General features: G+C 39.7%; 33 protein-coding genes and 1 pseudogene. 18 read left to right on the top strand and 16 right to left on the bottom strand.

All coding sequences use genetic code 11. The annotated features are described in order from the left end of the window. Positions 1-57: 57 nt before the first annotated feature. Positions 58-816 carry a uracil-DNA glycosylase gene (gene ung, locus BQ7314_RS09080; protein WP_174483382.1) on the top strand — a complete coding sequence of 253 codons (759 nt, stop codon included), beginning with the start codon at positions 58-60 and terminating at the stop codon, positions 814-816. A 79-nt stretch (positions 817-895) separates the two neighbouring features. Here the strand turns inward: ung and BQ7314_RS09075 are convergent, their stop codons facing one another. Beyond that, positions 896-1,657, bottom strand: coding sequence for a GGDEF domain-containing protein (locus BQ7314_RS09075; protein WP_174483381.1), 762 nt, complete (start codon positions 1,655-1,657; stop codon positions 896-898). Between the two features lie 126 nt (positions 1,658-1,783). On the opposite strand from BQ7314_RS09075, the gene tnpA (BQ7314_RS09070) reads away from it, so the two are divergent. Beyond that, positions 1,784-2,212, top strand: a complete 429-nt coding sequence (tnpA, locus tag BQ7314_RS09070; RefSeq protein ID WP_174482603.1) for an IS200/IS605 family transposase — start codon at positions 1,784-1,786, stop codon at positions 2,210-2,212. A gap of 13 nt (positions 2,213-2,225) precedes the next feature. On the opposite strand, the gene BQ7314_RS15820 is transcribed toward tnpA (BQ7314_RS09070), so the two are convergent. From BQ7314_RS15820 to ubiG, 8 genes are all read right to left on the bottom strand, one after another. Continuing rightward, entirely contained in the window at positions 2,226-2,423 is a 198-nt protein-coding gene (locus tag BQ7314_RS15820; protein WP_245394957.1) for a hypothetical protein, read from the bottom strand. Between the two features lie 157 nt (positions 2,424-2,580). Continuing rightward, positions 2,581-3,882, bottom strand: coding sequence for a dicarboxylate/amino acid:cation symporter (locus tag BQ7314_RS09060; protein WP_174483380.1), 1,302 nt, complete (start codon positions 3,880-3,882; stop codon positions 2,581-2,583). A 149-nt stretch (positions 3,883-4,031) separates the two neighbouring features. After that, positions 4,032-4,355, bottom strand: a complete 324-nt coding sequence (locus tag BQ7314_RS09055) for a hypothetical protein (protein ID WP_174483379.1) — start codon at positions 4,353-4,355, stop codon at positions 4,032-4,034. A gap of 227 nt (positions 4,356-4,582) precedes the next feature. After that, positions 4,583-5,371, bottom strand: a complete 789-nt coding sequence (locus BQ7314_RS09050) for a pentapeptide repeat-containing protein (RefSeq protein ID WP_174483378.1) — start codon at positions 5,369-5,371, stop codon at positions 4,583-4,585. A 146-nt stretch (positions 5,372-5,517) separates the two neighbouring features. Then, positions 5,518-6,066: a putative Fe-S cluster assembly protein SufT gene (gene sufT, locus BQ7314_RS09045; RefSeq protein WP_174483377.1), complete on the bottom strand. Its 549-nt coding sequence runs from the start codon at positions 6,064-6,066 to the stop codon at positions 5,518-5,520. Between the two features lie 11 nt (positions 6,067-6,077). Continuing rightward, positions 6,078-6,806 carry an SDR family NAD(P)-dependent oxidoreductase gene (locus BQ7314_RS09040; protein WP_174483376.1) on the bottom strand — a complete coding sequence of 243 codons (729 nt, stop codon included), beginning with the start codon at positions 6,804-6,806 and terminating at the stop codon, positions 6,078-6,080. Next, positions 6,793-7,479, bottom strand: a complete 687-nt coding sequence (locus BQ7314_RS09035; protein WP_174483375.1) for an HAD family hydrolase — start codon at positions 7,477-7,479, stop codon at positions 6,793-6,795. Before BQ7314_RS09035 ends, BQ7314_RS09040 begins: the two co-directional genes overlap by 14 nt. Before the next feature lie 4 nt (positions 7,480-7,483). Next, the gene (gene ubiG, locus BQ7314_RS09030; protein ID WP_174483374.1) at positions 7,484-8,191 is read right to left on the bottom strand and encodes a bifunctional 2-polyprenyl-6-hydroxyphenol methylase/3-demethylubiquinol 3-O-methyltransferase UbiG; all 708 of its coding nucleotides are present in this window, start codon (positions 8,189-8,191) and stop codon (positions 7,484-7,486) included. A 153-nt stretch (positions 8,192-8,344) separates the two neighbouring features. Here ubiG and BQ7314_RS09025 point away from each other — a divergent pair, with 153 nt between their 5' ends. From BQ7314_RS09025 to fae, 3 genes are all read left to right on the top strand, one after another. Beyond that, the gene (locus BQ7314_RS09025) at positions 8,345-9,259 is read left to right on the top strand and encodes an ATP-grasp domain-containing protein (RefSeq protein WP_174483452.1); all 915 of its coding nucleotides are present in this window, start codon (positions 8,345-8,347) and stop codon (positions 9,257-9,259) included. After that, on the top strand, positions 9,253-10,101 hold the full coding sequence (locus BQ7314_RS09020; protein WP_174483373.1) for a triphosphoribosyl-dephospho-CoA synthase: 849 nt from the start codon (positions 9,253-9,255) through the stop codon (positions 10,099-10,101). Before BQ7314_RS09025 ends, BQ7314_RS09020 begins: the two co-directional genes overlap by 7 nt. A gap of 119 nt (positions 10,102-10,220) precedes the next feature. Beyond that, a complete protein-coding gene (gene fae, locus BQ7314_RS09015; protein ID WP_174483451.1) occupies positions 10,221-10,736 on the top strand; it encodes a formaldehyde-activating enzyme in 516 nt (171 codons plus the stop codon). Positions 10,737-10,803: 67 nt separating this feature from the next. Here the strand turns inward: fae and BQ7314_RS09010 are convergent, their stop codons facing one another. The 3 genes and pseudogenes from BQ7314_RS09010 to BQ7314_RS16100 form a co-directional block, all read right to left on the bottom strand. Further along, positions 10,804-11,475 (bottom strand): DUF3047 domain-containing protein, encoded by a 672-nt coding sequence (locus BQ7314_RS09010; protein ID WP_174483372.1) that lies wholly within the window; start codon positions 11,473-11,475, stop codon positions 10,804-10,806. Further along, entirely contained in the window at positions 11,472-11,852 is a 381-nt protein-coding gene (locus tag BQ7314_RS16105) for a CZB domain-containing protein (RefSeq protein WP_425356641.1), read from the bottom strand. Before BQ7314_RS16105 ends, BQ7314_RS09010 begins: the two co-directional genes overlap by 4 nt. A 45-nt stretch (positions 11,853-11,897) precedes the next feature. Beyond that, positions 11,898-12,230 (bottom strand): annotated as a pseudogene (locus tag BQ7314_RS16100) (methyl-accepting chemotaxis protein); the annotation flags it as partial. 590 nt (positions 12,231-12,820) lie between these two features. Here BQ7314_RS16100 and BQ7314_RS09000 point away from each other — a divergent pair. The 11 genes from BQ7314_RS09000 to BQ7314_RS08950 all read left to right on the top strand — a co-directional run bounded on the left by BQ7314_RS09000 (position 12,821) and on the right by BQ7314_RS08950 (position 22,071). Next, a complete protein-coding gene (locus tag BQ7314_RS09000) occupies positions 12,821-13,423 on the top strand; it encodes a rhomboid family intramembrane serine protease (protein ID WP_342590403.1) in 603 nt (200 codons plus the stop codon). A gap of 100 nt (positions 13,424-13,523) precedes the next feature. Continuing rightward, positions 13,524-13,847 (top strand): hypothetical protein, encoded by a 324-nt coding sequence (locus BQ7314_RS08995; RefSeq protein WP_174483369.1) that lies wholly within the window; start codon positions 13,524-13,526, stop codon positions 13,845-13,847. 120 nt (positions 13,848-13,967) lie between these two features. Beyond that, a complete protein-coding gene (gene tnpA / locus BQ7314_RS08990; protein WP_174482603.1) occupies positions 13,968-14,396 on the top strand; it encodes an IS200/IS605 family transposase in 429 nt (142 codons plus the stop codon). 253 nt (positions 14,397-14,649) lie between these two features. Continuing rightward, a complete protein-coding gene (hypF, locus tag BQ7314_RS08985) occupies positions 14,650-16,908 on the top strand; it encodes a carbamoyltransferase HypF (protein ID WP_174483368.1) in 2,259 nt (752 codons plus the stop codon). A 9-nt stretch (positions 16,909-16,917) separates the two neighbouring features. Next, on the top strand, positions 16,918-17,154 hold the full coding sequence (locus BQ7314_RS08980; RefSeq protein WP_174483367.1) for a HypC/HybG/HupF family hydrogenase formation chaperone: 237 nt from the start codon (positions 16,918-16,920) through the stop codon (positions 17,152-17,154). 102 nt (positions 17,155-17,256) lie between these two features. Next, positions 17,257-18,351, top strand: a complete 1,095-nt coding sequence (gene hypD, locus BQ7314_RS08975; RefSeq protein ID WP_174483366.1) for a hydrogenase formation protein HypD — start codon at positions 17,257-17,259, stop codon at positions 18,349-18,351. Next, positions 18,344-19,390, top strand: a complete 1,047-nt coding sequence (gene hypE / locus BQ7314_RS08970) for a hydrogenase expression/formation protein HypE (RefSeq protein ID WP_174483365.1) — start codon at positions 18,344-18,346, stop codon at positions 19,388-19,390. The genes hypD and hypE overlap by 8 nt, the downstream gene beginning before the upstream one ends. A 603-nt stretch (positions 19,391-19,993) precedes the next feature. Then, positions 19,994-20,473, top strand: a complete 480-nt coding sequence (locus BQ7314_RS08965) for a hypothetical protein (protein WP_174483364.1) — start codon at positions 19,994-19,996, stop codon at positions 20,471-20,473. 2 nt (positions 20,474-20,475) lie between these two features. Further along, positions 20,476-20,934, top strand: a complete 459-nt coding sequence (locus BQ7314_RS08960; RefSeq protein ID WP_174483363.1) for a hypothetical protein — start codon at positions 20,476-20,478, stop codon at positions 20,932-20,934. Between the two features lie 212 nt (positions 20,935-21,146). After that, positions 21,147-21,377, top strand: coding sequence for a type II toxin-antitoxin system RelE family toxin (locus BQ7314_RS08955; protein WP_174483362.1), 231 nt, complete (start codon positions 21,147-21,149; stop codon positions 21,375-21,377). Between the two features lie 130 nt (positions 21,378-21,507). Next, the gene (locus BQ7314_RS08950; protein ID WP_174483361.1) at positions 21,508-22,071 is read left to right on the top strand and encodes a hypothetical protein; all 564 of its coding nucleotides are present in this window, start codon (positions 21,508-21,510) and stop codon (positions 22,069-22,071) included. 40 nt (positions 22,072-22,111) lie between these two features. Here the strand turns inward: BQ7314_RS08950 and BQ7314_RS08945 are convergent, their stop codons facing one another. Then, positions 22,112-22,489: a type II toxin-antitoxin system PemK/MazF family toxin gene (locus BQ7314_RS08945; protein ID WP_245394956.1), complete on the bottom strand. Its 378-nt coding sequence runs from the start codon at positions 22,487-22,489 to the stop codon at positions 22,112-22,114. After that, positions 22,455-22,697: a ribbon-helix-helix protein, CopG family gene (locus tag BQ7314_RS08940; RefSeq protein WP_174483360.1), complete on the bottom strand. Its 243-nt coding sequence runs from the start codon at positions 22,695-22,697 to the stop codon at positions 22,455-22,457. The genes BQ7314_RS08945 and BQ7314_RS08940 overlap by 35 nt, the downstream gene beginning before the upstream one ends. A 509-nt stretch (positions 22,698-23,206) precedes the next feature. Here BQ7314_RS08940 and BQ7314_RS08935 point away from each other — a divergent pair. Then, positions 23,207-23,641, top strand: a complete 435-nt coding sequence (locus tag BQ7314_RS08935) for a pilin (protein WP_174483449.1) — start codon at positions 23,207-23,209, stop codon at positions 23,639-23,641. A gap of 435 nt (positions 23,642-24,076) precedes the next feature. Beyond that, positions 24,077-24,418 (top strand): hypothetical protein, encoded by a 342-nt coding sequence (locus BQ7314_RS08930; RefSeq protein ID WP_174483359.1) that lies wholly within the window; start codon positions 24,077-24,079, stop codon positions 24,416-24,418. A 248-nt stretch (positions 24,419-24,666) separates the two neighbouring features. On the opposite strand, the gene BQ7314_RS08925 is transcribed toward BQ7314_RS08930, so the two are convergent. Together BQ7314_RS08925 and BQ7314_RS08920 are read right to left on the bottom strand one after the other, a co-directional pair. Continuing rightward, the gene (locus tag BQ7314_RS08925) at positions 24,667-25,716 is read right to left on the bottom strand and encodes an NAD(P)/FAD-dependent oxidoreductase (RefSeq protein WP_174483358.1); all 1,050 of its coding nucleotides are present in this window, start codon (positions 25,714-25,716) and stop codon (positions 24,667-24,669) included. Positions 25,717-25,826: 110 nt separating this feature from the next. Beyond that, entirely contained in the window at positions 25,827-26,180 is a 354-nt protein-coding gene (locus BQ7314_RS08920; RefSeq protein ID WP_174483357.1) for a HopJ type III effector protein, read from the bottom strand. Between the last annotated feature and the right edge of the window lie 72 nt (positions 26,181-26,252).

Below are 26,252 nucleotides of genomic sequence, written 5' to 3'. Positions count from 1 at the left end.
TATGAGTTTGAAAAAATGACATCATTATTTACTTGGTAGTAGCTAAGGTTCGCATTTATGGATACAGAGATTAGCAAACGAATAAAAATAGAAAGTTCATGGAAAGCCGTATTATTGGATGAGTTTGATCAAGAGTACATGCGTGCTTTGCGTCGTTTTTTACGGCATGAACAGCAGCTAGGTAAGGTAATTTATCCACAAGCAAAGCAAATTTTTTCTGCATTGAATTTAACACCTTTCGATCAAGTTAAAGTTGTTATTTTGGGTCAAGACCCCTATCACGGTCCAGGTCAAGCGCACGGGCTTTGCTTCTCTGTGCCGCCCGGCATTGCTTTGCCGCCTTCCTTGGTTAATATCTATAAAGAATTAAGTAGTGACCTTGCAATTGATCGCGCAGAGCATGGTTGTTTGGTTAGTTGGGCTATGCAAGGCGTGTTGCTATTGAATAGTGTTTTGAGTGTCGAAAAAAATAGTGCTGCTGCTCATCAAGGGCAGGGTTGGGAGCGATTTACAGATAAAATTATTGAGTTAATAAATGCGCAAACTGAGCATGTTGTTTTTATTTTGTGGGGAGGCTATGCACAGAAGAAAGGTGCTTTTATTGATAGTGCAAAACATTTAGTACTGCAAGCGCCACATCCAAGCCCTTTATCTGCATATCGTGGTTTTTTTGGGCAAAAACCTTTCTCTCGTAGTAATGAGTATTTGCAGAGTGCCGGGAAAGCACCTATTAAATGGCAGCTTCCGGATAGAGCGACAACGCAAAAGCAGTTTGCTTTAGCGCAAGAAATTAATCAAAAAATAGCTGAAAGTTAGTGAGTTGGTGCGGGAGTCATACTTATTCTCAATCAATAATATTGCTAAATAATAGTATTTTGTGGGTTTTGTTTTGCTTTTATGCCGCAGCTTGTACTCTATTTCTACCCATTTCTTTGGCTTGATACATGGCATCGTCAGCTCTTTGTACAAAGCTATCAACCGTATCATTACCACGTAGGCTACTAACGCCTAAGCTAGCAGTCAATTTTATCACTTCCATTCCGTAGGCTAGGGTATGGTTGGCGATTTTTTCACGAATTCGTTCAGCTAGTAACTTAGCCCCTTCTAAATCTGTATCGCTAAGTAATATGACAAACTCTTCACCGCCGTAACGGTAGGCTATATCACAGCCGCGAATACTATCTTTAATGCTCTGCGCTGCTGATTTTAATACTTGATCACCGCAGTGATGCCCGTAAGTGTCATTAATGGCTTTAAAGTGGTCAAGATCCACAAAAATAAGAGAGAGGTGGTTGGCATGGCGCTCAGCTAAAGTCATTTCCCGTATTAGTGAGTCATTAAATGCTGTTCTATTATTCGTTTGAGTTAATGCATCAGTAAATGCCATTTTTAATGCGCCATTAAATAAAGTCGCATTTCTTAAGGGATAAATTAGACAGCAAAGTAAGGTTTCTAATAAATCAATTTCATGTTTGCTAAAGCGAGTATGACGCATGAGTGTTAGTTCGCCTAAGTCTTGATCTTCAACTTTTAGTGCGTAACTACATGTATTTTTCGTTTGAATGCCTTTTTGGATGTTAAGGTCAAATTCAGTATTGGTATAGATAAAACCATTATGCGGCACTAATTCTTGAATCTTAGTGCTAAAAATATGCACTAATTATTTCTAATAAGTAAACCCCCAGCTTTGCTGGGGGACTCATAAAGTTTGACAATTACGGGAATCATCGTGAGTCTCCCTATCTGTGAACCGCCGAAAGTTCAAAAGATAAGGAAACAAACGATGAATACAGAAAATAGTTTAAATCATACTAAATGGGAATGTAAGTATCATATAGTCTGGATACCCAAATATAGAAAGAAAAGCCTGTATAAGGATTTGAGGCAGTATCTGGGTGCTACTCTCAAGGATTTAGCCCGTCAGAAAGAATGTAAAATTGAAGAAGGACATTTGATGTCGGATCATGTGCATATTCTAATATCGATCCCTCCAAAATACTCGGTGTCACAGGTTGTGGGGTTTATTAAAGGAAAGAGCGCCATATCTATAGCTCGAACTTATATGGGGCGAAGAAAGAATTTTACGGGGCAGAGTTTTTGGGCCAGAGGATATTATGTTTCAACCGTGGGTAGAGATGAGGAGACCGTGAGAAATTATATTAAGCATCAAGAAGATGAAGATAAGCGAATAGAGCAACTGGATCTATTTTAAAGCACCGCTACCTTTAGGTGGTAAATGAATTAACCCGCTTCGAGCGGTTCACGGTTTTCAAGCCTCCGGCTTTGCCGGAGGTATTTGACTCATGGAATTCTAGTGTTGTTTGTAGCGCACTGCTGATGTCATAGTGATTTAAATTAGACGCTTTTGTTGCTTCAAAAGTATTATTACTAATAATGGCTAGATTATCTATTTTTGCTGTCATCATCTTTCCTCATGCCGTGAGTCTTTATGTTATTAAGCATGAAGCGATTAATGTGCCATTATTATAATTTTTAATTAAATCAGTGTGTTGCGTGTGTTTTTAAGCGGGGGTAATATAACGCGTTAGTCCGTTTTTGGGTTGTGGCAATTTTGTGCCGTTATTCTGGCGTTTTATGTGGCAAATGAATATCAAGCAGAGATCCTGCTTCTGGGTCATTAAAAACAATATCATCAATAGTGTTTTCACCGCGTGCGACGATACAGGTTACCATTGCATCGCCAGTAATATTAACCACGGTGCGCATCATATCTAATAAGCGATCTACGCCTAAGATTAGCCCAATGCCTTCAACGGGTAGGCCAACTTGATTGAAAACCATGGCTAGCATAATTAGACCAACCCCAGGAACACCAGCAGTTCCTATAGAAGCTAAGATAGACATACCGACAATAGTGAGATATTGACTGATATCAAGGTCGATTTGATAGACATTGGCAATAAACACAGTAGCTACGCCTTGCATAATGGCTGTGCCATCCATATTAATGGTTGCACCTAAGGGGACGGTAAAAGCAGCAGTCGTATTGTTGACACCTATTCTTTTTTCAAGTGCGTATAAAGTGACAGGAATGGTTGCATTGGAGCTTGCTGTGCTAAAAGCAAAAATATGAGCAGGGCGCATTTTTGTGAAAAAAATGAGCGGGTTCAGCTTAGCAAAAAAGGCTAAAAGTACCGAGAAGGTGCCTAGCGCATGCAATAACAAGCAGAGAATGACAACTGAAAAATAGCCTATCATTGGCACAATAAGTGCGAGTCCTTGTTCTGAAAAAGTTTTTGCCATCAGGCAGAACACCCCAATTGGAGCAAAATCCATCACCAAAGTCACTACTTTCATCATCACTTCATTTAGTTTTTCTGCAGTGTCAGCAAGTTGACGGCCTATTTCGCCTGTCATTAACATGGCAATAGAAAACAGAATAACAAAGAAGATAATTTGTAGCATATTACCTTGAGCAAAGGCTGCTACTGGATTGCTAGGGATTAGATTAATAAAAATATCGGTTAAAGCTGGAGCTGGTTTTGTGATAAATTCGCTGGATGTTTGTTGCTGAATAAAATCTTTACCTGGAGCCAAAGTGATGGCTACAACTAAAGCGAGAGTAATAGCTAGCCCTGTTGTTAGTAGATATAAAAGAAAAGACTTTAATCCTACACGGCCCAGTGCCTTAATATCACCTATGCCGCAGACACCACAAATGAGTGAAAAGGTGACTAGCGGGACAACCAGCATTTTTAATGCATTAATAAATGCAGAACCAATAACGTGAAAGATGCCATTAACAAAATAGTTTTGAATAATGGCTTGATCTGCTGCAAAGTAATTAATTAGACTACCTAATAGCAGGCCGGTCGCCATAGCGATGAGGATTTTGTTAGTCAGTGATATTTTTTTTGTCATGGGGTTTGGCTTGGTTGACTTAAGGGGATATCAGGCTATACATTTAACACGGAACAAATTTTCGCCCTCTCTAAAGCCCTGCTACTCCTTAGAGGGCTAGTAGAAGTTATTGAGTTTTAATTTCCTTAGTCAGCTATGGTAAGACCGACTTAAACCGGTTTATTGGTTGCTGCTGTTGATGGTTGCTCCGTATCTTCAGTTACGGTGTTACGTAGTAGCATTCTGTTAAAATTAGCCATGGTTAAACCTAAGCATTTATTACGTAAATCGGCTCTGGATGATTTTATCCGTTTACCGCCACCTGAGTCGCTAGGGGTGCTGAGGTTTTCTTGGTTTAGCCATTCTTCAAGTTGTTGTTTGCTATTGAAAACGATACACTCGCCGGCAATGGATACATTGCCAGATTGCTTGTGTGGCTTACCTGCCGTTGTCTTATCGCTACTGAAATACCTAAAACCAAAATATTGCTTCATTTTATTGCCTTATTATCATTTTTTGGCCAATTATAGCAGTGTTTAGATATGGCTTTTATATCTAAAACTTTTGTGGGGGAAAGTAGTGGTAAGGTAATCTATCGCTTATGGCAGTTTTAAATAAGCTAAAATTCAATAATTTTTCTGTTGCCAAGAGTTGCTAGGGTTAGAAAAGTCACTGATCGAAGGGCAGGAGGAGATATTGTGGTTTATCTATAAGTTAGAGCTTAATCAAACTTAGCTGCGCTTTTAGTTTTGTTGTTTTTTAAGTCGCGGGCGCTCTCTTGACCTTGTACGGCTTTGAATATAGCGCCGTTCAGTATGGCATTGGTAAAGATTGCTTCACGTAATTTAGCAGAAGTGAAATCGACTTTGCTAAGATTGGCTTTGGTGAAGTTCGCTGACGTTAATTCTGCTGACAATAGACTAGCATTTGTTAAATTGGCATTTGTTAAATTGGCAAAGCGCATGCTGGCACGGCCTAAGTCCGCGTTTTGTAAGTTAGCATTAGTTAAATTAACTTTATTTAGATTAACGCGCATTAGACCCATAGGTTGGTTTTTCATATCAGCCCCCCACCTAACATTAGATAGGTTGGCATTGGTCATATTAGAATTATCTAAGTTAGCGATAACTCGGCTATCGCTAAAGTTAGTATTACTTAAATCTGAGCGCATCATGCTAACGCCAAAAATACTGACTTTTGTTAAGTCCGCGCCGGATAAATTGATGCCGGTCATTACGGTTAAATCTAAAACTAAGCCTGATAAATTACTTTTGCTTAAGTTGGCACCGCGTAAATCTGCGCCCCATAAATCAGCTTTGCGCAAATCCATATTGGATAAATCAATGCCTTTTAAATCTTTGCGCCTTAAATCTGCAGGTTTATCTTGGCTAGCTTGGTTTAATAATTGTTCAACTTGCTGGCGTGTTAAATCAGCGCTGTAGATAATGTTAACAGCTGTACTAGATAAGAATAGGCTAAGTGCTAATAGTATTTTTTTCTGATGTTTCATGAGTGATGCTCCGGTATGAAATATGAGTGTAAGTAACTAAGGAACTTGTGTGCTAGTTTAACCTGTAGGGCGAGGCTTCAGCCCACCAATATTCAGCTGCAATGTTAAAGGCGGGCTGAAGCCTCGCCCTACAGTTTTATTATGCGTTAAAAAAGACCTAATTGAACCTGTGCAGTTTCGGACATCATTTCGCGTGACCAAGGTGGATCTAGTACAATTTCGACATTCACTGATTTAACACCGGGTAATGCGCGTATTGCTTTTTCTACGTCACCTTGAATAACAGGGCCCATGCCGCAGCCTGGCGCGGTTAGAGTCATCATAATATGGACATCATTTTCACCTTCAGCGACACTTTCGACTTGGCAATTATAGACCAGTCCTAAATCAACGATATTGACGGGTATTTCAGGGTCATAAACAGTTTTCATGACTTCCCAGCAGTTTTTTTCTACTGCTTCAGCACTATTTTCAGAGACTAAAGTATGTAGTTCATGAACTTCTTTACCCAAGGCATCAGCATCGGTGCTGGCAATTCTGACCATATGACCGTGTTCAGTAACAACGGTATAGTTATTACCTAATGCTTGGTGAATGGTTACTTCTTTGCCTTTGCTGAGCGTACCATGGTTTCCGTCAGGAATAAGTACAACGTTTACATCACGCGTTAAGGTAATAGTTTCTCTTTCAGACATGGTCGTATTTTCTATAGTTTAAAGGTTCGAGCATCAATAGTTTGCCCTGTTGTGCCGATACTTTTATGACTAAACAAATACAGATATGCAGGCATTATTTCAGTCATAGTGGGCAGTTTATGTTTATCTTCAGCAGGGAAGGATTTTTTGCGTAATGGCGAATCAACGGGGCCAGGAATTAAAGTGTTTACTCTAATTTTTCCGGCATCTTCGAGCTCTTCCGCTAAAATCTTTGCAAAGCCATCTAGGGCGATTTTAGAAACCCCGTAGGCTCCTAAATAAGCCTTAGGTTCACGAGTAAAGGAGTCACCAGTGAAAACAATGGAAGCGTGTTCAGCTTTTTGTAGTAGGGGTAATAGCACTTGCGTTAATAAAAATGGCGCATTTAAATTAACATTGATGGTATGCCCCCAAGCGAAAGTGTCATGAATAGACAGAGGGGTAAAAGCGTTTAATTCGGCAGCAGAATGTAATACGCCATCTAACTGACCATATTTATTTTCAATGGTAGCGGCTAGCTCATGATATTGCACTTCCGAAGCACCGGCTAAATCAAAGGGATATATGATGGGTGTAGGTGCATTTGTAGCAATGATAGCATCATAAACTTTTTCCAGTTTAGGAATGCTTTTGTCTAATAAAATAATCGTTGCACCTTGTTGAGCAAGCGCAAGTGCAGCGGTGCTACCTAAGCCACCGCCTGCACCTGTAATAAGGATGGTTTGCTTAGTTAAAGGCATAGGTGTAATTTTTTATCCAGTGTGAAATGTCATCAGGGTGATGTACTAAAGCATCAGCCCCCCAGTCTTGCGGTTGATCATCAGGCCTTAAATAACCGTAGGTTGCTGCCAGCGTTTTCATATTCGCAGCTTTGCCAGCGCTGATATCGTGTGCGGCATCACCAATATATAGGCACTCTTCAGGAGTGACTTGTATTTGTTGGCAAGCTGTTAGCATGGGTTCGGGGTGTGGCTTACTATGTGCAGTTGTATCGCCACAAATAATGGAGGCAGCACGCTGGGTTAGGTTTAATGTGTTCATTAATGGGTGAGTCATGCGTTCGCGCTTATTAGTTACGACTCCCCAAGGGATGTTTCTTTCTTCAAGGTTAGCTAGTAACTCAGGGATACCAGGGTATAGATAAGTGTGATCTGCAATATGATCTTCGTAATAGTCTAGTAGCCACTCTAAAATTTCTGCTTTTAGGCTGTCAGAGCAGGCTTGTTCTAATGACTGTTCGATCATAACTGCGGCACCATAAGAAATATATGGTGTAATAGCAGCCGCAGAGACGCTAGGAAATTGGAAGTTCTCTAGCGCTTTGTTTAGAGCGGTAGTTAAATCAGGCGCGGTATTAAGTAAGGTGCCATCCAAATCAAACAGTACGCAAGATAAACTAAACGAGTTGTTCATAGAATTATTCGGGGCGTTTAAAAGCCGCTATATAATTAATGTCAATATCATCACTTAAGCTAAAGTTCTTAGTTAAAGGGTTATATTGAATGCCGGTCATGCCTTGTAGTTCTAAACCTGCATCGCGTGCTGATTGACTGAGTTCAGAGGGCTTGATGAAAGTTTTATAGTCGTGCGTGCCAGCAGGGAGCATTTTTAGAATATGTTCAGCGGCAACAATCGCTAATAAATAAGCTTTAGGCTTGCGGTTTAAAGTCGAGAAAAAAACATAGCCACCTGGCTTAACCATTTTTGCACATGCTGCAACAACGGAGCCAGGTTCTGGCACATGTTCTAGCATTTCCATGCAGACTACATGATCAAAACTGGCAGGTTCTGCTTCTGCTAGTGCTTCAGCGCTGATTTTTTGGTAATGCGTTTTTACGCCTGACTCTAAGCCATGCAAATCTGCAATATCAATTAAGTCTTCACTTAAATCAATGCCTAGCATATTAGCGCCTTTTTTAGCTAAGCCTTCAGTTAATATGCCGCCGCCACAGCCGACATCAACAATACGCATATTTTGCGGATTGATAAATTTTTGGATAAAATTTATGCGCAGTGGGTTAACGTCATGTAGAGTTTTAAACTCTCCATTTTTATCCCACCAGCGTTCTGCTTGTGAGCCAAATTTATTGATTTCGTGTAAATGTACGTTTTCAGATGCTGTCATGATGTTAGAACCGAATTGATTTTGGCTATAGTATACTAGAATACTAGGTTATTAAAATATGCCATTTAATAAAAACCGTAAACTCTTATAAGAGGCAAATTTTGATTAGCGGTATAATGTTTGATTTACTATTTTACAGGTTTTAACTATATAGTGGGACGAATAGCGATATTTACCGATGATCCGGGCTGGCACGGTAAACAATTAAGACTAGCCTTTGCTGCTCGCGGTTATCTGGCCGAGTATGTGTCGTTGACTGAATGTCGCATTATTGTCGAAGAGGGGGCTTTGCCGCTTTATATTCCGGGTTTTGAGTCGGCTTTACCAGATGCAGTCTTTGTGCGCGGTGTACCAGGTGGCTCGTTGACTGAAGTAGTGCTTTATCTGGATATTTTGCATGCGCTGAAAATAATGGGTATCCCTGTTTATAATGATGGGCATGCGATAGAGCGTAGTGTTGATAAGGGCATGACCAGTTTTTTATTGCAGCAGCAGCAATTGCCTACGCCGCAGACTTGGGTGTTAAGGGATAGGGGAAAGGCACTAGAGATTGCTGAGCGAGAATTAAGTCAGGGGTATCAGCTGATTAGTAAACCTATTTTTGGTTCGCAAGGTGAGGGTATACGCCGCCTTGAGAAAATGACTGATTTATTTTGGTTGGCGCATAGTCAAGGTGTTTATTATTTACAGCGTTTTGTACCGTGTGCGGGTGAAGGCTATTCTGACTGGCGTGTTTTTGTTGTTAACGGTAAGGCTATCGCTGCGATGCGTCGATGTGGCATTCATTGGTTAAATAATGTTGCGCGCGGCGCATCTTGTGAAGCTTTGCCATTAGATAATGTCATGGCTGAACTAGCAATAAAAGCAACAGCGGCATTACAGATGAACTATGCCGGTGTGGATATTATTTGTACCCGTGAGGGCGGTTATAAAATCATTGAGGTCAACAGTATTCCAGCCTGGAGAGGGTTGGAGAGCGTTTGCGAAGTCAATGTGGCTGAAATTTTAGTCGATGATTTGCTTAATTACTGTCAACTGGAAGGGCAAGGAGCTGAGGCGGTATGCTGAGTCAACAACAATTAAGTGCCGCTTATCAATATGCATGTGAAGTTGAACTGCAAGCATTTAAACCTGGGAATGTCAGTGTTTATGCTGATGGTCATGATATGACAGTTGAGGATTTTCGCGTTAGTGCTGAGCAAAGTGCCACATCTATTAGTAATATTGACTATAGCTTAGGCGAGCGTATTTATTATGCGGTTAAAGCAACGCGCGACGCGGTTGGTTGTAATACTAATTTAGGTATTATCTTATTAAGTGCGCCTTTATTAATTGCTGCACAAAAGGCACATACTGCCAATGAATTAAGAGTCCAACTTGCAGAAATTTTAGCGAATACAACAGTGGCTGATGCGGAATGGGTTTTTCGTGCTATCGCTTTGGCAGCGCCTGGAGGTTTAGGAGAGTCAAAGCAGCAGGACGTAGCGGAAAAGCCTGATGTAACACTAACTCAAGCAATGCAAATAGCCAGTGAAAAAGATAGAATAGCGTTACAGTTCACAACAAATTATAAAGATGTTTTTGATTTTTTAGTTTTAAGGTATAATTCAGTCTTCAATCGATGGGGTGATGCAGGTTGGTCTGCTGCGGCGGTATTTAGTGCAATGTTGGCTAAATATCCTGATAGTCATATTGAGCGAAAGTACGGCAATATCCACACTAGGATGGTGATGGATACAATGGCTTTGGTTAATGATAAATTATCTGAAGCTGGAAAACCTGAGCAATTAGTAGGCTATTTGAAAATAATAGATACTAAGTTCAAGTTAGCCGGAATTAATCCAGGGACAACAGCGGATCTAACTGTGGTAACGGTTTTAACTGTACAGTTGCAACAATTACTAGGTTAAAGAAGACTGTTTGTTTGGTTTATGGGTTATTGTCATCCAATAAATAGTAGTATTTGAGGGCATTTTTAATGTCAATTTTAGATAAAGTTTTTTCATTTTTTTCTGAGGATAAAAGTAGCATGGCTAAAATCAACAACTTACGCGTAGGTGAATCTTTAAATGGCGACGGAAACGAAGTTGCTCACATTGACTTAATGATGGGACCTCGTGGTTCAGCTGCTGAGTCTGCTTTCGCAAACTGCTTAACAAACAACAAAGATGGTTTTTCTAGCCTTCTAGCTGTTGTTGCTCCTAACCTTATGGTTAAGCCTGCAACTGTTATGTTTAACAAAGTAACAATCAAAGGTTCTAAGCAAGCAGTACAAATGTTCGGCCCTGCACAACGTGGTGTTGCAATGGCTGTTGCTGATTGTGTTGAAGATGGAACTATCCCAGCTGATGAAGCTGATGATATCTTCATTTCTGTTGGTGTTTTCATTCACTGGTTAGCAGAAGATGATGCTGCTATTGAGAAAAACAACTACGATGCTGTTAAAGCATCTATCAAAAATGCTGTAGCTGGAACGCCAACTGCTGCTGAAGTTGTTGCTCAAAAATCTACTGCACAACATCCTTTCGCAGCTAACAAAGTATAATTTATACCTTGTAACTGTATGGAAAAATGCCTCGGTTTACCGGGGCATTTTTTTGTCTAGCGTTTAGTTATTGTTCACTAAAATAAAGATTAGCATAATAACTGTCTGCTCTTCCTGATGAATTATCAGTGTCAGTCATAATGGCAATAGCATCAATATAGCGTATATCTTCACCAAAAATATTTTTTAGGTCATTGAGTACGTTGCGCTTTTCAGTGTGCCACTGTTTTGTTGGGTTATCGCCTGAGCGAATGGCAAACATCATGACATTTTTACCAGCAAATGGATTTGGCCATACGGTATTTTTGGCTGTATTGTTTGCCCATACATAGTTGATTGCTTTACTTTGCCAAAAAAACCACTTGTTTTTGCTAATAAGGTAAATTCGGGCAGCAAAGTCATCGCCTTGTTTGCTTTGTTCGTTGTTGATAGCAAGTTTTTTATCAATGCGCCATGACCAGTTTAAATAAGGTGTTTCATGCAAATCTATATGTATTTCCTTATATAAACTAGATGCGCTTGCTCTGCTTTTAGCTTGTAGTGCGGCTTGTTTATCAAGCAGAATTATTTGATATTGGGTTTCCCCTTTAAATGACTTGTGTTGCCAGTCGTTTAATTGCAAGCTTGAAAAGTGACTGATAGGAATAGTTTTATCTTGGGCTTGAAGTGCAGGGCAGATTAATACCGATAAGAGTAGGGCGAACTTTAGTCTGTCATAAGAGTATGAGAAAAATCTCACTGTTCTGCTTCAAGTGCAATAGCTTCTAACTTATTCAGTACGTTCACACTAGCAGTTTCCATTTTTTCGAGTGCGCTTAAAGAGGCTTGTTTATCGCCTTTATGTAATGCGTCAATTGCAGCTACGCCATTCTGATGAACACTTGCATGCGGTGTTTCTAAAGCTTTAAAATTAGGCGAGTGCGAGAAATGGTTTTTACCTTCCCCTTGGTAATACCATTTTCCTAAACGACAATTAAGATGACTAGCGAAGTCAGTTGTTGTTTTTTGAGAAACACCCATAATGACTTTGTAGATTTCCATTTTATAAATTAAATGGTCTAGCTTTACGACCTCAACAAAGCTGCGTAGTGCACTGCCTGTAATAGTCGTTTGCATGCCCTCGGATAAAGTGACTAGTTCCTGCATTTTTCTGCTAGCCTCGGTTCCAGTTTCGCCAAATTGTGCCGAGTCTGTTGCTACTTTGCTCATTTGGTTTTTGGCTGCATCTGTTTCATTAAGAATCGTGCTTACCAAGGTTTCTATATCCGTCGTTGCGTCATTAGTGCGCTTTGCTAATGTTCTGACTTCGTCAGCTACTACAGCAAATCCTCGGCCATGCTCACCCGCACGCGCTGCTTCGATAGCAGCATTAAGCGCGAGTAAATTAGTTTGATCGGAAATATTCTTAATCAGGTTAATAATGCCTTCAATATCCATGGCACTACGATTTAATCCATCGACAGTATTGGCTGTTTGTTGTGTTTCAGTTGCCATATTGGCAAGTGAGTTAGAGATTTTATTGACTACGGAGTGAGTAGACGTTAATACGATTGATGTCTTTTGGGCGTTATCCCGCTCGGTTAGCATGACTGTTGAAAGCGAAGCTAAAGACGTTTGCATCATCAGCATTGATGAGCCAAATTCCTGCAACAAGGCGAACAGGTCATGATGGAAATTTTTAATCTCGTGTGTATTCTCAATATCTTGTAGCAGGCGCGACTTTTCAGTACGTAAATCATTAATTTCTAAGCTTAAGGATTGATTTTCAGTTTCTAGTTGAGCAATTTTTTGTTCAGCATCAAGTAAAGGTTGTTTATTGGAAAAAAACACGTAAAGCCCCAAAAAAGTAAATTATATTATACTTATATTACGCGCCGTCTCATTTTATAGCAAGCATTGAAAGACTGGATAGGCGGTATAATTATCTTAATAAATAAGAGGTTGTTACCTTACCTGTCGATCATGTACAGTGCATTTAAATAAACTGAATTATCCTACTTATGATACCCATTAGAGATACTGCGCCATGTTATTCCAAGCCCTATGTTAGTTGGGCGCTAATTTTTATTTGTAGTAGTCTATTTGTGTTGCTAGAAGTATCGCCAGAGCGCTATCATCGCTATGTTATTTATATTTATGGCATGGTTCCCGCGCGCTATACTAACCCTGAGTGGGCTGTGGCTATGGGCTATCCTAGCGACTATTACTTGTCTTTTTTGACAAATTTATTTTTACATGGCAACTGGGTGCACTTAATCATGAATATGTGGTTTATCTGGATTTTTGCCGATAATATAGAAGATAGAATGGGGCATGGCCGGTTTATTGTTTTTTATTTGTTGTGCGGACTTTTTGCTACTTTTGTGCAATGGCAATATACACCAGAGGTTGTTAACCCTGTTGTCGGTGCTTCGGGAGCAATAGCAGGCGTTTTAGCTGCCTATTTTTTTCTTTATCCTTATGCAAAAATTGTACTTTGGGTGCCAATTTTATTGTTACCCATCTTTATTGAAATTCCTGCTATTGCTTTTATAGGTGTTTGGGTCATCTTTCAAATGAAAAATGCAAGTACGGCAGCTTTGTTCTATGGTGGTGCAACAGATGTCGCATTATGGGCGCATTTAGGGGGATTTGTGGCGGGTATTGTTTTATTTCGCTTCTTTCTTAGAAAAGATTATCCTGAATAATTTCCTTTAAGGTATAATTCACGGCTAAAATTATTATAAAAAACTCAACGAGTGGATTGCATAGTCTACTTTAAAGTTATTATTAGGAAGTTGAATTCAAATGAAAAAAATTAATGTTGCTTTAGTTAGACTTATTCAGTTTGTCGTGTTTGTTATTTTTACCTTTATGGTTATTGCGTATTTTGGTGCAATGGTCTTAATTCCATTAGATGCACTGGTAATGATTACTAAGTTATTGGGTGCATTTGGCTTAAATACGTTTATTGGGGCATTAATCGGGCTTCCTATCGTTGGTTTTTTAGGCAAGATAGTCTATCAAACACCTGGCTTAATCGCGATGGTGACAGAAACGGGTATGGATCTTATTAAAGTCGGTAAAGATAAAGTTGAAGCTTTCAATCATATTGCTGAATCAATTAAATAATTTCTAATAAGTAAACCCCCAGCTTTGCTGGGGGACTCATAAAGTTTGACAATTACGGGAATCATCGTGAGTCTCCCTATCTGTGAACCGCCGAAAGTTCAAAAGATAAGGAAACAAACGATGAATACAGAAAATAGTTTAAATCATACTAAATGGGAATGTAAGTATCATATAGTCTGGATACCCAAATATAGAAAGAAAAGCCTGTATAAGGATTTGAGGCAGTATCTGGGTGCTACTCTCAAGGATTTAGCCCGTCAGAAAGAATGTAAAATTGAAGAAGGACATTTGATGTCGGATCATGTGCATATTCTAATATCGATCCCTCCAAAATACTCGGTGTCACAGGTTGTGGGGTTTATTAAAGGAAAGAGCGCCATATCTATAGCTCGAACTTATATGGGGCGAAGAAAGAATTTTACGGGGCAGAGTTTTTGGGCCAGAGGATATTATGTTTCAACCGTGGGTAGAGATGAGGAGACCGTGAGAAATTATATTAAGCATCAAGAAGATGAAGATAAGCGAATAGAGCAACTGGATCTATTTTAAAGCACCGCTACCTTTAGGTGGTAAATGAATTAACCCGCTTCGAGCGGTTCACGGTTTTCAAGCCTCCGGCTTTGCCGGAGGTATTTGACTCAAAAAGTGTTGTAGGGTGTGCTGAGGAACGAAGCGCATCGCTTATGTGATGCGCCTTTTTTATGTCTAGGGGTCTCATTCAAATGCTCATACCCACTCATTGCACCATTATTGTACTTAATGGCAGCAGGGCTCTAAAGCGGGTTTTAAAATTCCCTAGTTGATGCAGCATTTACATATACAGCTGAATGGATTTTTACAGGGCGTTGGATTTCGCCCCTTTGTTTATAGATTAGCAGGTCAATACCAGCAAAAAGGCTGGATCGCCAATACCAACTCTGGTATTAGTTTACATATAGAAAGCTCTTCTGATTTACAGCAAAAATTTTTAGCTGAGTTAAAAAATACTTTACCGCCTTTTGCGCAAATAAAATCACTCACCAGTGAGCCTCTTCCTTTAGAAAATTTTCCTCATTTCACTATTAAACCGAGCCAGTTTGATAGTCAAGCTTCATTATTTGTCTTGCCCGATATAGCAACATGTACTGATTGTGTTGCTGAATTATTTAATCCTACTAGTCGATACTATCAATATCCCTTGATTAGTTGTTGTCAGTGCGGACCGCGCTATAGCATTATGACACAGCAGCCGTATGATCGAGCGCGCACGACAATGGCTGATTATCCTTTATGTGCTGCTTGTCAGAAAGATTTTTCCACCCCTGAAAATAGACGCTTTCACGCACAAACTATTGCCTGCTCTGAATGTGGCCCAGCGCTACAGTGGCTGGATGCACAGGGGCAAGCATTAGCGATTAAAGAGCAGGCTTTAATTGCCTGTATAAAGCAATTGCAGGCAGGAAAAATTGTCGCAGTTAAGGGAATTGGCGGCTATCAGTTGTTAGTTAATGCACAGGACAAAGTAGCGGTTGCACGATTACGGCGCAAAAAAAAGCGTCCAGCCAAGCCCTTTGCTTTATTGGCGACTGATTTGGCTATGGTGAAATCTTTGTGCTTCGTCAATGAGCAAGAGCAACAGGCTTTACAGTCGGCTATGGCACCTATTGTATTACTGAAAAAACACGTATCTATAACACAATATCAGGCGGTTGCACCGAGTAGTCATTTATTGGCTGTTATGTTGCCCAGTTCTGGTTTGCAGCATCTTATTATGCAAGCCTTTATGCAGCCCCTTATTGCCACCAGTGCTAATCGAGCAGGTGAGCCAATTTGCACTGATGATCAACAGGCTTTAACGTTGTTATCTGATATTGCTGATTATTATTTACTGCATGACCGTGTGATTCTGCGTGCTTTAGATGATTCCATTGTTCGAGTGATCACCAATAAACCGCGTGTTTTACGGCGCGCTAGAGGCTATGCACCATTACCTGTTTCTTTGCCAGTTGACAGTAATATACTCGCGTTGGGTGGGCATTTAAAAAGTAGCTGGGCATTCAGTTATCAAGGATATGTGCTACTGAGCCAGTATTTAGGCGATATGCATAGCCTAGCGAATCAAGCGCATTTTAAGCAGTCAGTAGTTGATGCCCAGACTTTTTATAATATGCCCGTTAAACAACATATTCATGATCTGCATCCTGATTATTTTACTAGTCACTATGCAGCGCAAAGTCCTTTGCCACGTATGGCTGTTCAGCATCATCATGCACATGCTTTTTCTTGCCTAGCTGAACATCAGTTAAAGCCACCGGCATTAGCCATTACTTGGGATGGCACAGGCCTAGGTGAAGATAACAGTAGTTGGGGCGGAGAATTTTTTCTGATTCAGCCTCAAGCAATTAAACGTTTTGCACATATTCAGCCCTTATTATTAGTGGGGGGAGATAAGGCCAATCAAGAGCCGCGCAGAGTAGCGATAGCTATTCTTTATCAATTATTTGGTGAGCAGTGGCAAGGTGTAGCGGGGCAGCTCGCTTGTGTGCAAAGCTTTACTGCTAAGGAATTACACATATTAAATATTGCTTTAAAAACTAAGCTAAATACCCCGAAAAGTAGTAGTATGGGAAGATTATTTGATGCTGTGGCGAGTTTATTAAACCTTTGCCAGCTTAATGGATATGAAGGGCAGGCGGCGAGTTGCTTGGAAGCGGCTGCTTCTTTATCAAACACAACTGAGATTTATGCCTGTCCGTTTGTACCGACACAACCGATTATTATTAATTGGCAGGAAATGTTCCAGCAAATTGTAATTGATTTGCCAGTGTTAAGTGCTGAGCTGATCGCGGCAAAATTTCATAATACTTTAGCAGATATTGTTTTACGTATCGCTCAACAAGCCGGTGAAAAGCAGGTTGTTTTAAGTGGCGGTTGCTTTCAGAATGTGGTTTTAACCGAAAAAATACATCAAGTATTAGAATGTGCAGGTTTTCAGGTCTATAGCCATGAACAAATCCCAAGCAACGATGCAGGGCTTGCTTTAGGGCAGTTATACTATGCCCATTTTTATAAAAATAAATGAGAGAGACTTATGTGTTTAGCCGTACCCGGTAAAGTTATTAGTATTAGCGAAGCTGGCTCACTAAGCCGTACAGGGCTAGTTGAATTTTCTGGTATTAGTACGCAGGTTAGTTTGGCTTATGTACCTGAAGCAAAGGTAGATGATTATGTGATTATTCATGCTGGCTTTGCTCTTTCAGTTTTAGATCAAGAAGAAGCTGAACAAAGCTTATTAGTCTTTGCACAAATGGATGCCTTAAGCGACTAATGTTTTTGTTCCCCAATCCAACCCTGCTAGGGAGTCACTGCCATCAGATTAAGAGATAAGAAAAAATTCAAAATATAAATAATTGCAATGGAAACAAGGCATATGAAATTTGTTAATGAATACCGAGATCCTGAAACCGTAAAAAAATGGGCACAAGCTATTGCCGACATTACCACGCAACCTTGGACGATTATGGAGGTTTGCGGTGGACAAACGCATAGCATTATCAAGCATGGCTTAGATCAATTATTGCCTGAAAACATTAATTTAGTTCACGGCCCTGGCTGCCCCGTTTGTGTTACCCCGATTGCTTATATAGATAAAGCACTAGCCATTGCGCAGCAAGATAATGTCATATTTTGTTCCTTTGGCGATATGTTGCGGGTGCCAGGTTCTCAGGATGATTTATTAAGCCTTAAATCTCAGGGAGCAGATATACGTATTATCTATTCACCTCTCGAAGCGCTTAACTTGGCGGAAGACAACCCAAGTAAACAAATTGTATTTTTCGCTGTAGGCTTTGAAACCACCGCTCCAACTTGCGCTTTAGCTATTTATCAAGCCAAACAACGGGCTTTAACTAATTTTTATATGCTGGTGTGCCATGTGCGTGTGCCACCTGTTATGCAAGCTTTATTAGATGCGCCAGATAATACCGTGCAAGGTTTTTTAGGCGCTGGCCATGTATGTAGCATTATGGGTTATCATGAATATCACGCCATTAGTGAGCAATATAAAACCCCGATTGCTATTACCGGTTTTGAGCCAGTCGATATATTGCAAGGCATCTATCAATGTATACAACAACTAGAAGCAGAAACCTATCGTGTTGACAACCAATTTAAACGTGTAGTCACTGAACAAGGTAATGTCACTGCCCAGCAACTTATGCAGCAAGTTTATATAATAGTCGATAGACAATGGCGTGGTATGGGGAATATTGTTGATAGTGGCTTAGCCTTAAGTCCTGAATATGATGCTTGGAATGCTGAAAAATACTTTTCCGTAGCCGATATTCAGCCTGATGAACCCAAAGCATGTCGCAGTGGTGAGATTTTAAAAGGATTAATTAAGCCAGTGCAATGCCCCGAATTTAACACCACTTGCACGCCAGAACATCCATTAGGTGCAACCATGGTTTCTTCAGAAGGCGCTTGCGCCGCTTATTATCGTTACCGACGTTATCAAAATGACTGAAATAAAATTAAATTGCCCCGTGCCACTGCATTATGAACGCATCGTTATGGCACATGGCGGCGGCGGGCGTTTAATGCAGCAATTATTAGATGATGTGGTGCAACCGATTTTTAATAATCCGATCTTAGCGCAAAAAAATGACAGTGCTGTTTTGCCTATTAATAGCGCAAACATTGCCTTTACAACGGACTCTTATGTGGTCAAACCACTTTTCTTTCCAGGTGGGGATATAGGTAAGCTAGCTGTTTGCGGTACCTTAAATGACTTGGCAATGAGCGGTGCAAAGCCTTTATACCTCACTTGTTCGCTAATTTTAGAAGAAGGATTTGCCATTAAAGATTTACGTCGCCTATTAACCTCCATGCAAGCCACAGCCAGTGCCGCAGGGGTGAGCATTGTGACCGGTGACACTAAAGTCGTCGAGCACGGCAAAGCAGATGGGCTATATATTAATACTGCCGGTGTAGGCATCCTAGAAACAAAACAAGCAATTAATGCCCAAGCCATTCGCCCTGATGATGTTATTCTCATTAATAGTGATTTAGGGCGGCACGGCTTAGCCGTTATGCTGGAGCGTGATGGGTTTGATTTTAAAAGCAATATTCAAAGTGATTGCGCTGATGTTTCTGGCTTAGTCAATGATTTGCTACAAGCAAATATTGCCATACATTGTCTGCGTGATTTAACGCGGGGTGGACTAGCGAGTACATTGATTGAACTAGCAACAAGTGCGCAAGTGCATATGGAAATTGCTCATATAGACCTGCCCATACACGATGACGTGCAAAGTTTATGTGAAATTCTCGGTTTTGATCCCCTCTATATTGCCAATGAAGGTTGCTTTGCTTTAATCGTACCAGAGGATAACGTAGAGCAAGCGCTACAGATTATGCGCAACCATCCTTTAGGTAAGCAAGCAAATAGAATTGGTACAGTTAAGCAAACAGCAGAGCAGGGCATGCTCACTTTAAAAACTGAATTTGGTATAAGTCGAGTTTTAGATTTATTGAGTGGCGAGCAGTTACCTAGGATTTGCTAGTAAATAGAGGTTTATGATTTACAAATACATATTGGCCCTACGTACGTCATAACGTGCCTTTGTTATTGGGGTGAATATATGACAATTCTTAATGTAACAGAAGCGCGATCTAAACTTTACAATTTGATTAATGAGAAAGCAATAACTCACCATAAATAAAAACATAAACCGAGTAAGAGCTGGTTTTTCTTCAGCTCTCATCATGTTTAATTTCTTGTTTTACTATTTAGTTTGATGTGTCTATTTCTTGATACAATGACATTATAATGCTATGACAAGGATCAGAGATGAACAAAACCAAAGTTGATGATATGTTGATCGAAATGATCGCCCCCAAGCTTAAAACAAAAAATTGAAGCGACCATACAAAAAGCACTGAATAAAAATATGATGACGCTAATTGTTGTTATCGGAGCCTTTCTCACATTATCAAAAATTATAGATAAATTTTGATTACATACTTAAGGTGTGATACAAGTCATGCTCTCCTATGTAGGATGCGCTGAGGAACGAAGCGCATCTTTTGCAAAGCTGATGCGCTTCCTAGCGTCAGCACATTCTACACAATTATTCTAAATCAAAAATTATAGATAAATTTTAGCGATGAATAAAACCAAAGTTGATGATATGTTGATCGAAATGATCGCCCCCAAGCTTAAAGAAATAGAAGAAAAATTCTCAGGTGGGGGAGCTTTAACACAAGATGATATCAATACCCTTTTATTAAAGTCTCAATACAATCATATCAACCACTTAGATACAAAGCTAAATGAAGTGGTCAGCAGTGTCTTTGCATTAGAGAAAAAATTTACTCATTTAGAACAAAACTTTAGCCACCTAGAGCAAAAAGTATCCAGTGATATAGCTAACCTAGATCAAAAGTTATCTAGCGATATGGCGAATCTGGAGCAAAAATTATCCAGCGATATGGCTAATTTGGAACAAAAAGTATCCAGCGATATAGCTAACCTAGAACAAAAAATTGAAGCGACCATACAAAAAGCACTGAATAAAAATATGATGACGCTGATTGTTGTTATCGGTGCCTTTTTAACATTATCAAAAATTATAGATAAATTTTAGCGATGAACAAAACCAAAGTTGATGATATGTTAATCGAAATGATCTCCCCCAAGCTTAAAGAAATAGAAGAAAAATTCTCAGGTGGAGGTGCCTTAACACAAGATGATATTAATACCCTCTTGTTAAAGTCTCAATATAATCATATCAATCACCTGGATACAAAACTGAATGAAGTGGTCGGCAGTGTGTTTGCATTGGAGCAAAAATTTACTCATCTGGAGAAAAACTTTAGCCACCTAGAGCAAAAACTATCCAGCGATATGGCTAATTTGGAGCAAAAAGTATCCAGTGATATAGCTAATCTAGATCAAAAGTTATCTAGCGATATGGCAAACTTGGAGCAAAAATTATCCAGCGATATGGCAAATCTGGAGCAAAAATTATCCAGCGATATGGCTAATTTAGAACAAAAAGTATCCAGCGATATAGCTAACCTAGAACAAAAAATTGAAGCGTTTTAAAGAGTCAATGCGAATTGTATTTGATGAGCACCTGAGGCAATGGAATTATACTGCCATTCCTGACGCAACAACTTTATAAGTTGCCTAAGTTATTTCATGCACATTCCTTATTATCACTACCTCAATTCAAAGAAGAACTGCTTGAATCTGAGCAAAATGCGAGTAAGGGAGAGATTGTAAGTTTTGCAGATGTTTTTGGTGAAGTTCAGTAAATGCCCTACACGCTTTATTTTACCAAAAAAGCCCAAAAAGATATTCAACGCTTGTCACCGAAACTTAAAATAAAAGCGAAAGCAATTTTACGGAATAAGATTGCATATGAACCGAGGGCAGGAAAGCCATTAATAGGTCGCTTAAAAGGCTATTATTCAGTGAGGTTGTCGTATCAAGACCGTATCCTCTATCGTATTGAAGAAGATAAATGTATTGTTCTAACTGTATGAGTAAGAACGCATTATGGGAATTAAGTGGAAGGATTGGCCTTACTGCGTATCGGAAAAAGAGGAGGAAAATGGTTTCAATCGAGTGTAACCCCATTGATACACGAATTTTTATAGAAGGAGGCCATAAATTATGGCACTAGCACAAGAAGATATAGAACAAATACAAGCACTCATTACAAAATCAATACAAGTCACGCCTGAAGTGGGTAATGCTAATGTTCGCTATGAATTAGAGCTTCGAGAAAGAACGACTCGAGTAGAAGAGGAATTAAAGCATCAGCGAGAGTTGATGTTAGCGGGCTTTGCTCAAATGGATAAACGCTTTGAGCAAGTAGAAAAGCGCTTTGAGCAAGTGGATAAGCAATTAGAGCAAGTTGATAAGCAATTAGAGCAAATGCGTAATGAATCTGACAGGCGTTTTGAGCAAGTTGATAAGCAATTAGAGCAAATGCGTAATGAATCTGACAGGCGCTTTGAGCAAGTTGATAAGCAATTAGAGCAAATGCGTAATGAATCTGACAGGCGTTTTGAGCAAGTAGAGAAACACTTTGAAAAAATTGACAAGCAATTTGAGCTGCAAAGTAAATCCATTATGGACATACATCAAGAAATAAAATTACAAATGCGATGGAGCTTCGGTGTATTAATTGCTGTAGGTGGGTTAGTGGTTGGCGTATTAAGAATGAGCAGCTAAAAAGAATTCTTTTAATCGAGTCTGCTGACCCCTTTGATTCTCAGACATGAGAAAAATCTAAAATATGTGAAACCTGTTGCTCAATAGCAATAAGCTGTGCTGAAGTCAATTGTCGTAATTTTGTCGACTGTAAACGATGTAAGCTAATCGCTCTGAGTTGGTCGCATAAAACATCAGAATCTTTTTCTAAATTATCTTTTGCTAAAAGACGAAAACGCAGCGGATAAGCTTGATCAATAAGCTGAGTTGTTAAAGGGAGGACAATAACGGTGGGATGATCCACTTCGTTTAGCGCATTCGCCTGAAAAATAATAACAGGACGCGTTTTGCCAGGTTCATTGCCTTTATTAGGATTCAAGTTGGCTAAATAAACACCACCGCGTTCAAACATCACTGAGTCCATCAAAGATAAACTCATCAAGCTCTTTATTTATCATTGTATTAGCACCACGAACCTGAAGAGATGCACTTTGCAAAGCATGTTGCATTTTATTTTTAGATAAATTCTCTTGATAGGCTGCTAAAGCTTTACGAATCAGTTCACTTTTTGACAAGTGAAGTTCTTCTGCCATTTGCGAAATCTGTTGATAAAGTTGATTATCTGCTTTTAAAGTGACTGTATGCATAATATTACCTTTTTTACCTTTAAAGTAATACCTATTGTATTCTGATACAGCATGACTTACAACAATCGTGCAATAAGCCGCGAATGGGCAGCTAAAAGAATTCTTTCAATCGAGTCTGACCCCTTTGATTTGGTATTAGTAAGGTTAATAGTGACATTTTTTGTCATATTAAGACGCCTTAGTGTAGGTGTTTAAGTATTAATCTACACTTACTTTATTGATGGGTAGCAAACAAACAAACCACCTAGAAAAAAGGGAGCGGGGTACGCGAGGGCTGTATTTCCCGAAATAGTTGATGAAATGATAAGGATATTAATCAATTAAAAACAATTGCTTATGATATTTTTAGGGTAACAATCGAAGCGGGTCTATATTTTAAATCTCAGCGCATTAATGACCTAACAAACGCAAAATGCATATCTTAATTATTTTTGGCATAGAACATGCTTTAACTAATACGAGACTAACTCAATTCTATTTTTTTAACTGAAAGGAAAAATATTATGAATATGCAAAAATCACAACAAGGTTTTACCCTTATCGAATTAATGATCGTAGTGGCGATTATTGGTATTTTGGCAAGTATTGCTATTCCTGCTTATCAGGATTATATTGCTAGGGCAAAAATGTCTGAAATTATGACGTTAGCTAGTGGCGATAAAGCTCGCATATCAGAGCATCTTCAGATAGAAGGAAGCTGGCCAACAGCAGAAACCGATGGTAGTACTTATGGGCAAACTCAACTTGCCGACAGCAATTATATAAGCAAGGTTGACCTTAAAGCAAATGGTGTCATTGAATATACATTGACTGGAATTAAGTCAGGAGATCCTGATGGAAAAACTGTAACTTACACTCCTACTGATAATGGAGGAAATATTTCTTGGGCTTGTGCCTCTACAGCGGCAAAAAAATATGTTCCTAAAGGTTGCACTGGTGCATAAGTTGTAAATAAATTTAAATAAATTAAGGGGTCAGCCAGCTTGATGTGAGCTGACCTGATGATTGATAAGAAAGCCTCAACAGCGATGTTGGGGCTTTTTTTTGCTTATTGAAAATTTCTCATTCCCACCGTTCTAGGCCACTGCCACTAAGTTAAGCCTTTTTCTTTTAAATGTATCAAGGGGTCAGCCAGCTTGAAAGGCAAGTAATATTAAAATATCATCACCAAAGGGTTCAGGCATAATGTATCAAAGGCGAGACATAAATTATCAGCAGGCTAAAGACCTGCGCCCCGTGTTATTCCAAGACTGGGGCGCAGGTCTTTAGCCTGCTTAACAGAGTAGTTAAATTGTCCCGTCTTAAATTGGTGGCCCGCATTGCGCTTAGCTGAAGCATGCTATAATTTTTTTATTACACTGGAAAAATAGGTCTATATCATGGCACTAGCAAAAGAGGATGTTGAACAAATTCAGGCGATTGTGCTACAGACGATCAATAATACGCCTGAATTTAAAAATGCGAATGTGCGCTATGAAATTGATTTGCGTGAGCGTACTATTCGGGTGGAAGAAGAGCTAAAGCATCAGCGTGAGTTGATGCAAGAGGGCTTTAAGCAGATGGAGAAACGTTTTGAGCAAGTGGATAAGCGTTTTGAACAAATGTCATTGGAATCGGATAAGCGTTTCACTGAGATGAATCGTCGCCTTGACCGCTTTATGTTTTGGTCGTTAGGGATTACGGTCTCTTGTGCGCTTTTTGTGGTGACATATTTGCAATAAGGCGAATCAAGAAAGCAGTTAGTTTAATTTCTCGTTTCCGTCGCCTCATTAAAAAATAACTAACGGAAAGGGCTTTTCTTGTGAGCTTATAATTCATCGGGTTGAACCTGCTATGTTTATTTGACTCTACTTAAGACTATATTTATGTAGGGTATGCACCCATACCTTATCAACCGAAAGGTACGCAATGCGTACCCTACAGTACTTGTCTTTTTGTCCCGTTTCGGGTTTTATTTTATCCTCAATTTTTATTGATCATAACGCAGGCAATTTACTCGCTCTTCCAGTGGCGTTTGGTTTAGTAAATGCTGTAGAAAATGCTGGCTGTAATAAGGGATTTGTAGGCTGCCTTTGGCTCCGAAACCATTAAAAATAGCGAGATTCTGATGTTTTGGGTGTAGACCTATAAAAGGGGCTTTATCTAAGGTGGTTGGGCGTATATTGGCTTGTTGTTTTTCTACGCTGGCAGAGCTAAGCGCAGGGTAGGTTTGGCTGAGAGTGGCTAATATTTGTGCTTGTGCCTTGAGAGTTGTTTTCGTATCTAAGTGATTATGCTCAAAGCTGGCTCCCGTGCGAAATTGATGGGCATCGAGTGGTATAAACCAGTGTCCATAATTGAGCATTTGAGGAATAAGCCTTTGTTCTGTGCGCATGGTCAGTATTTCACCTTTGGCGAGCTGAAAGGGAAGGTAGCTAAACCATGGGTTGTTAATGGCTTGATAACCTTCACAAAAGATGATTTTTTGTGCGCTTATACCTTGCCAGGTTATTGTGTCGTTAAGTTGTAAGTTTTGGTAATCAAACTGGCAGGCTTGATAGCACTGCAATGCTTGAAAATAGTTTTTTAGATGGCTTAATAGCTTGTGTGTGAGTAAATACCCTGTTTGCTTTTGTTGAATTAACCCCAGTGGTGCATGAATTGAGCGGGGTGCTTGTACTAGATGAGGCTCTAGGTAATCAAGGTAGCTTGGATCATGACAGCGTTTTTGGTAACTTAGATTTTCTTTTTCGTTACGGATAATCCGTAACATGCTTTTTTCTATATAAAAATCTGTTTGGAAAAACTGGCTTAAGGTTTGGTATGTTTTTTTTGCGCAGGGTAATAGGGTGTCGATATGATTATTTTTGACTAAGCGCATGCCTGTTACTGGGTTGATTAACCCAGCGGCAATTTGTGAGGCGTTTTCTTGCTGGTTGTCGATCAGGTGAATGCTGCAACCGTGTTGGAGTAGCTCCCAGCTGAGTAGGCTACCTGCTAGTCCTTGACCAATAATGAGGTAGTCTACTTGTTGGGGCATGGGTAGGGGGCTATATCTTTAAGGTGGAATATGGGGCGCAGTGCTTTAGCCTGCTATTTTCAGCTATGAAAGCAGGCTAAAGCACTGCGCCCCAATGAGTTGGTGAGATATTATTTGGGCTTTAAGGTGTTGGGTGTGTTAAATTTTATACCTTCCCAAGCAAACTGCATAAAATTTCTAATATTCTGGTGGCTGTTACCCTCGGGATCGTTGAGTACGTCTTGATAAAAATCACCGAATAAATTTAAGGTTTGCTCTGGGTTAAGCTGGTTAAGTTGGGCAAAAGCAAATATTTTGCATGAGCCTTCATTGGTTCCTGCTTCATTAATCACGGTATTGTCCCCTAAACCGTTATTAAAGGTGGTCGGTGTGTATTGGTAATGTTGGTTAATGATTGCCATGGTGTCATCGAAGCTGACTTTTTGCTGAGATTTTATTTTTGTTAGAAATGTATTTAAAGGCATATTTTTGTTTTTTAATGGAGGTAGGATGTGCTGAGGAACGAAGCGCATCGTTTACGTGATATTATCAGCACA

It is taken from the genome of methanotrophic endosymbiont of Bathymodiolus puteoserpentis (Logatchev) (genome assembly GCF_900128525.1).
Taxonomy (GTDB): domain Bacteria; phylum Pseudomonadota; class Gammaproteobacteria; order Methylococcales; family Methylomonadaceae; genus Methyloprofundus.
The sequence above is the reverse complement of the archived record's forward strand: the minus strand, read 5'-3'. Positions and strand labels throughout refer to the sequence as shown.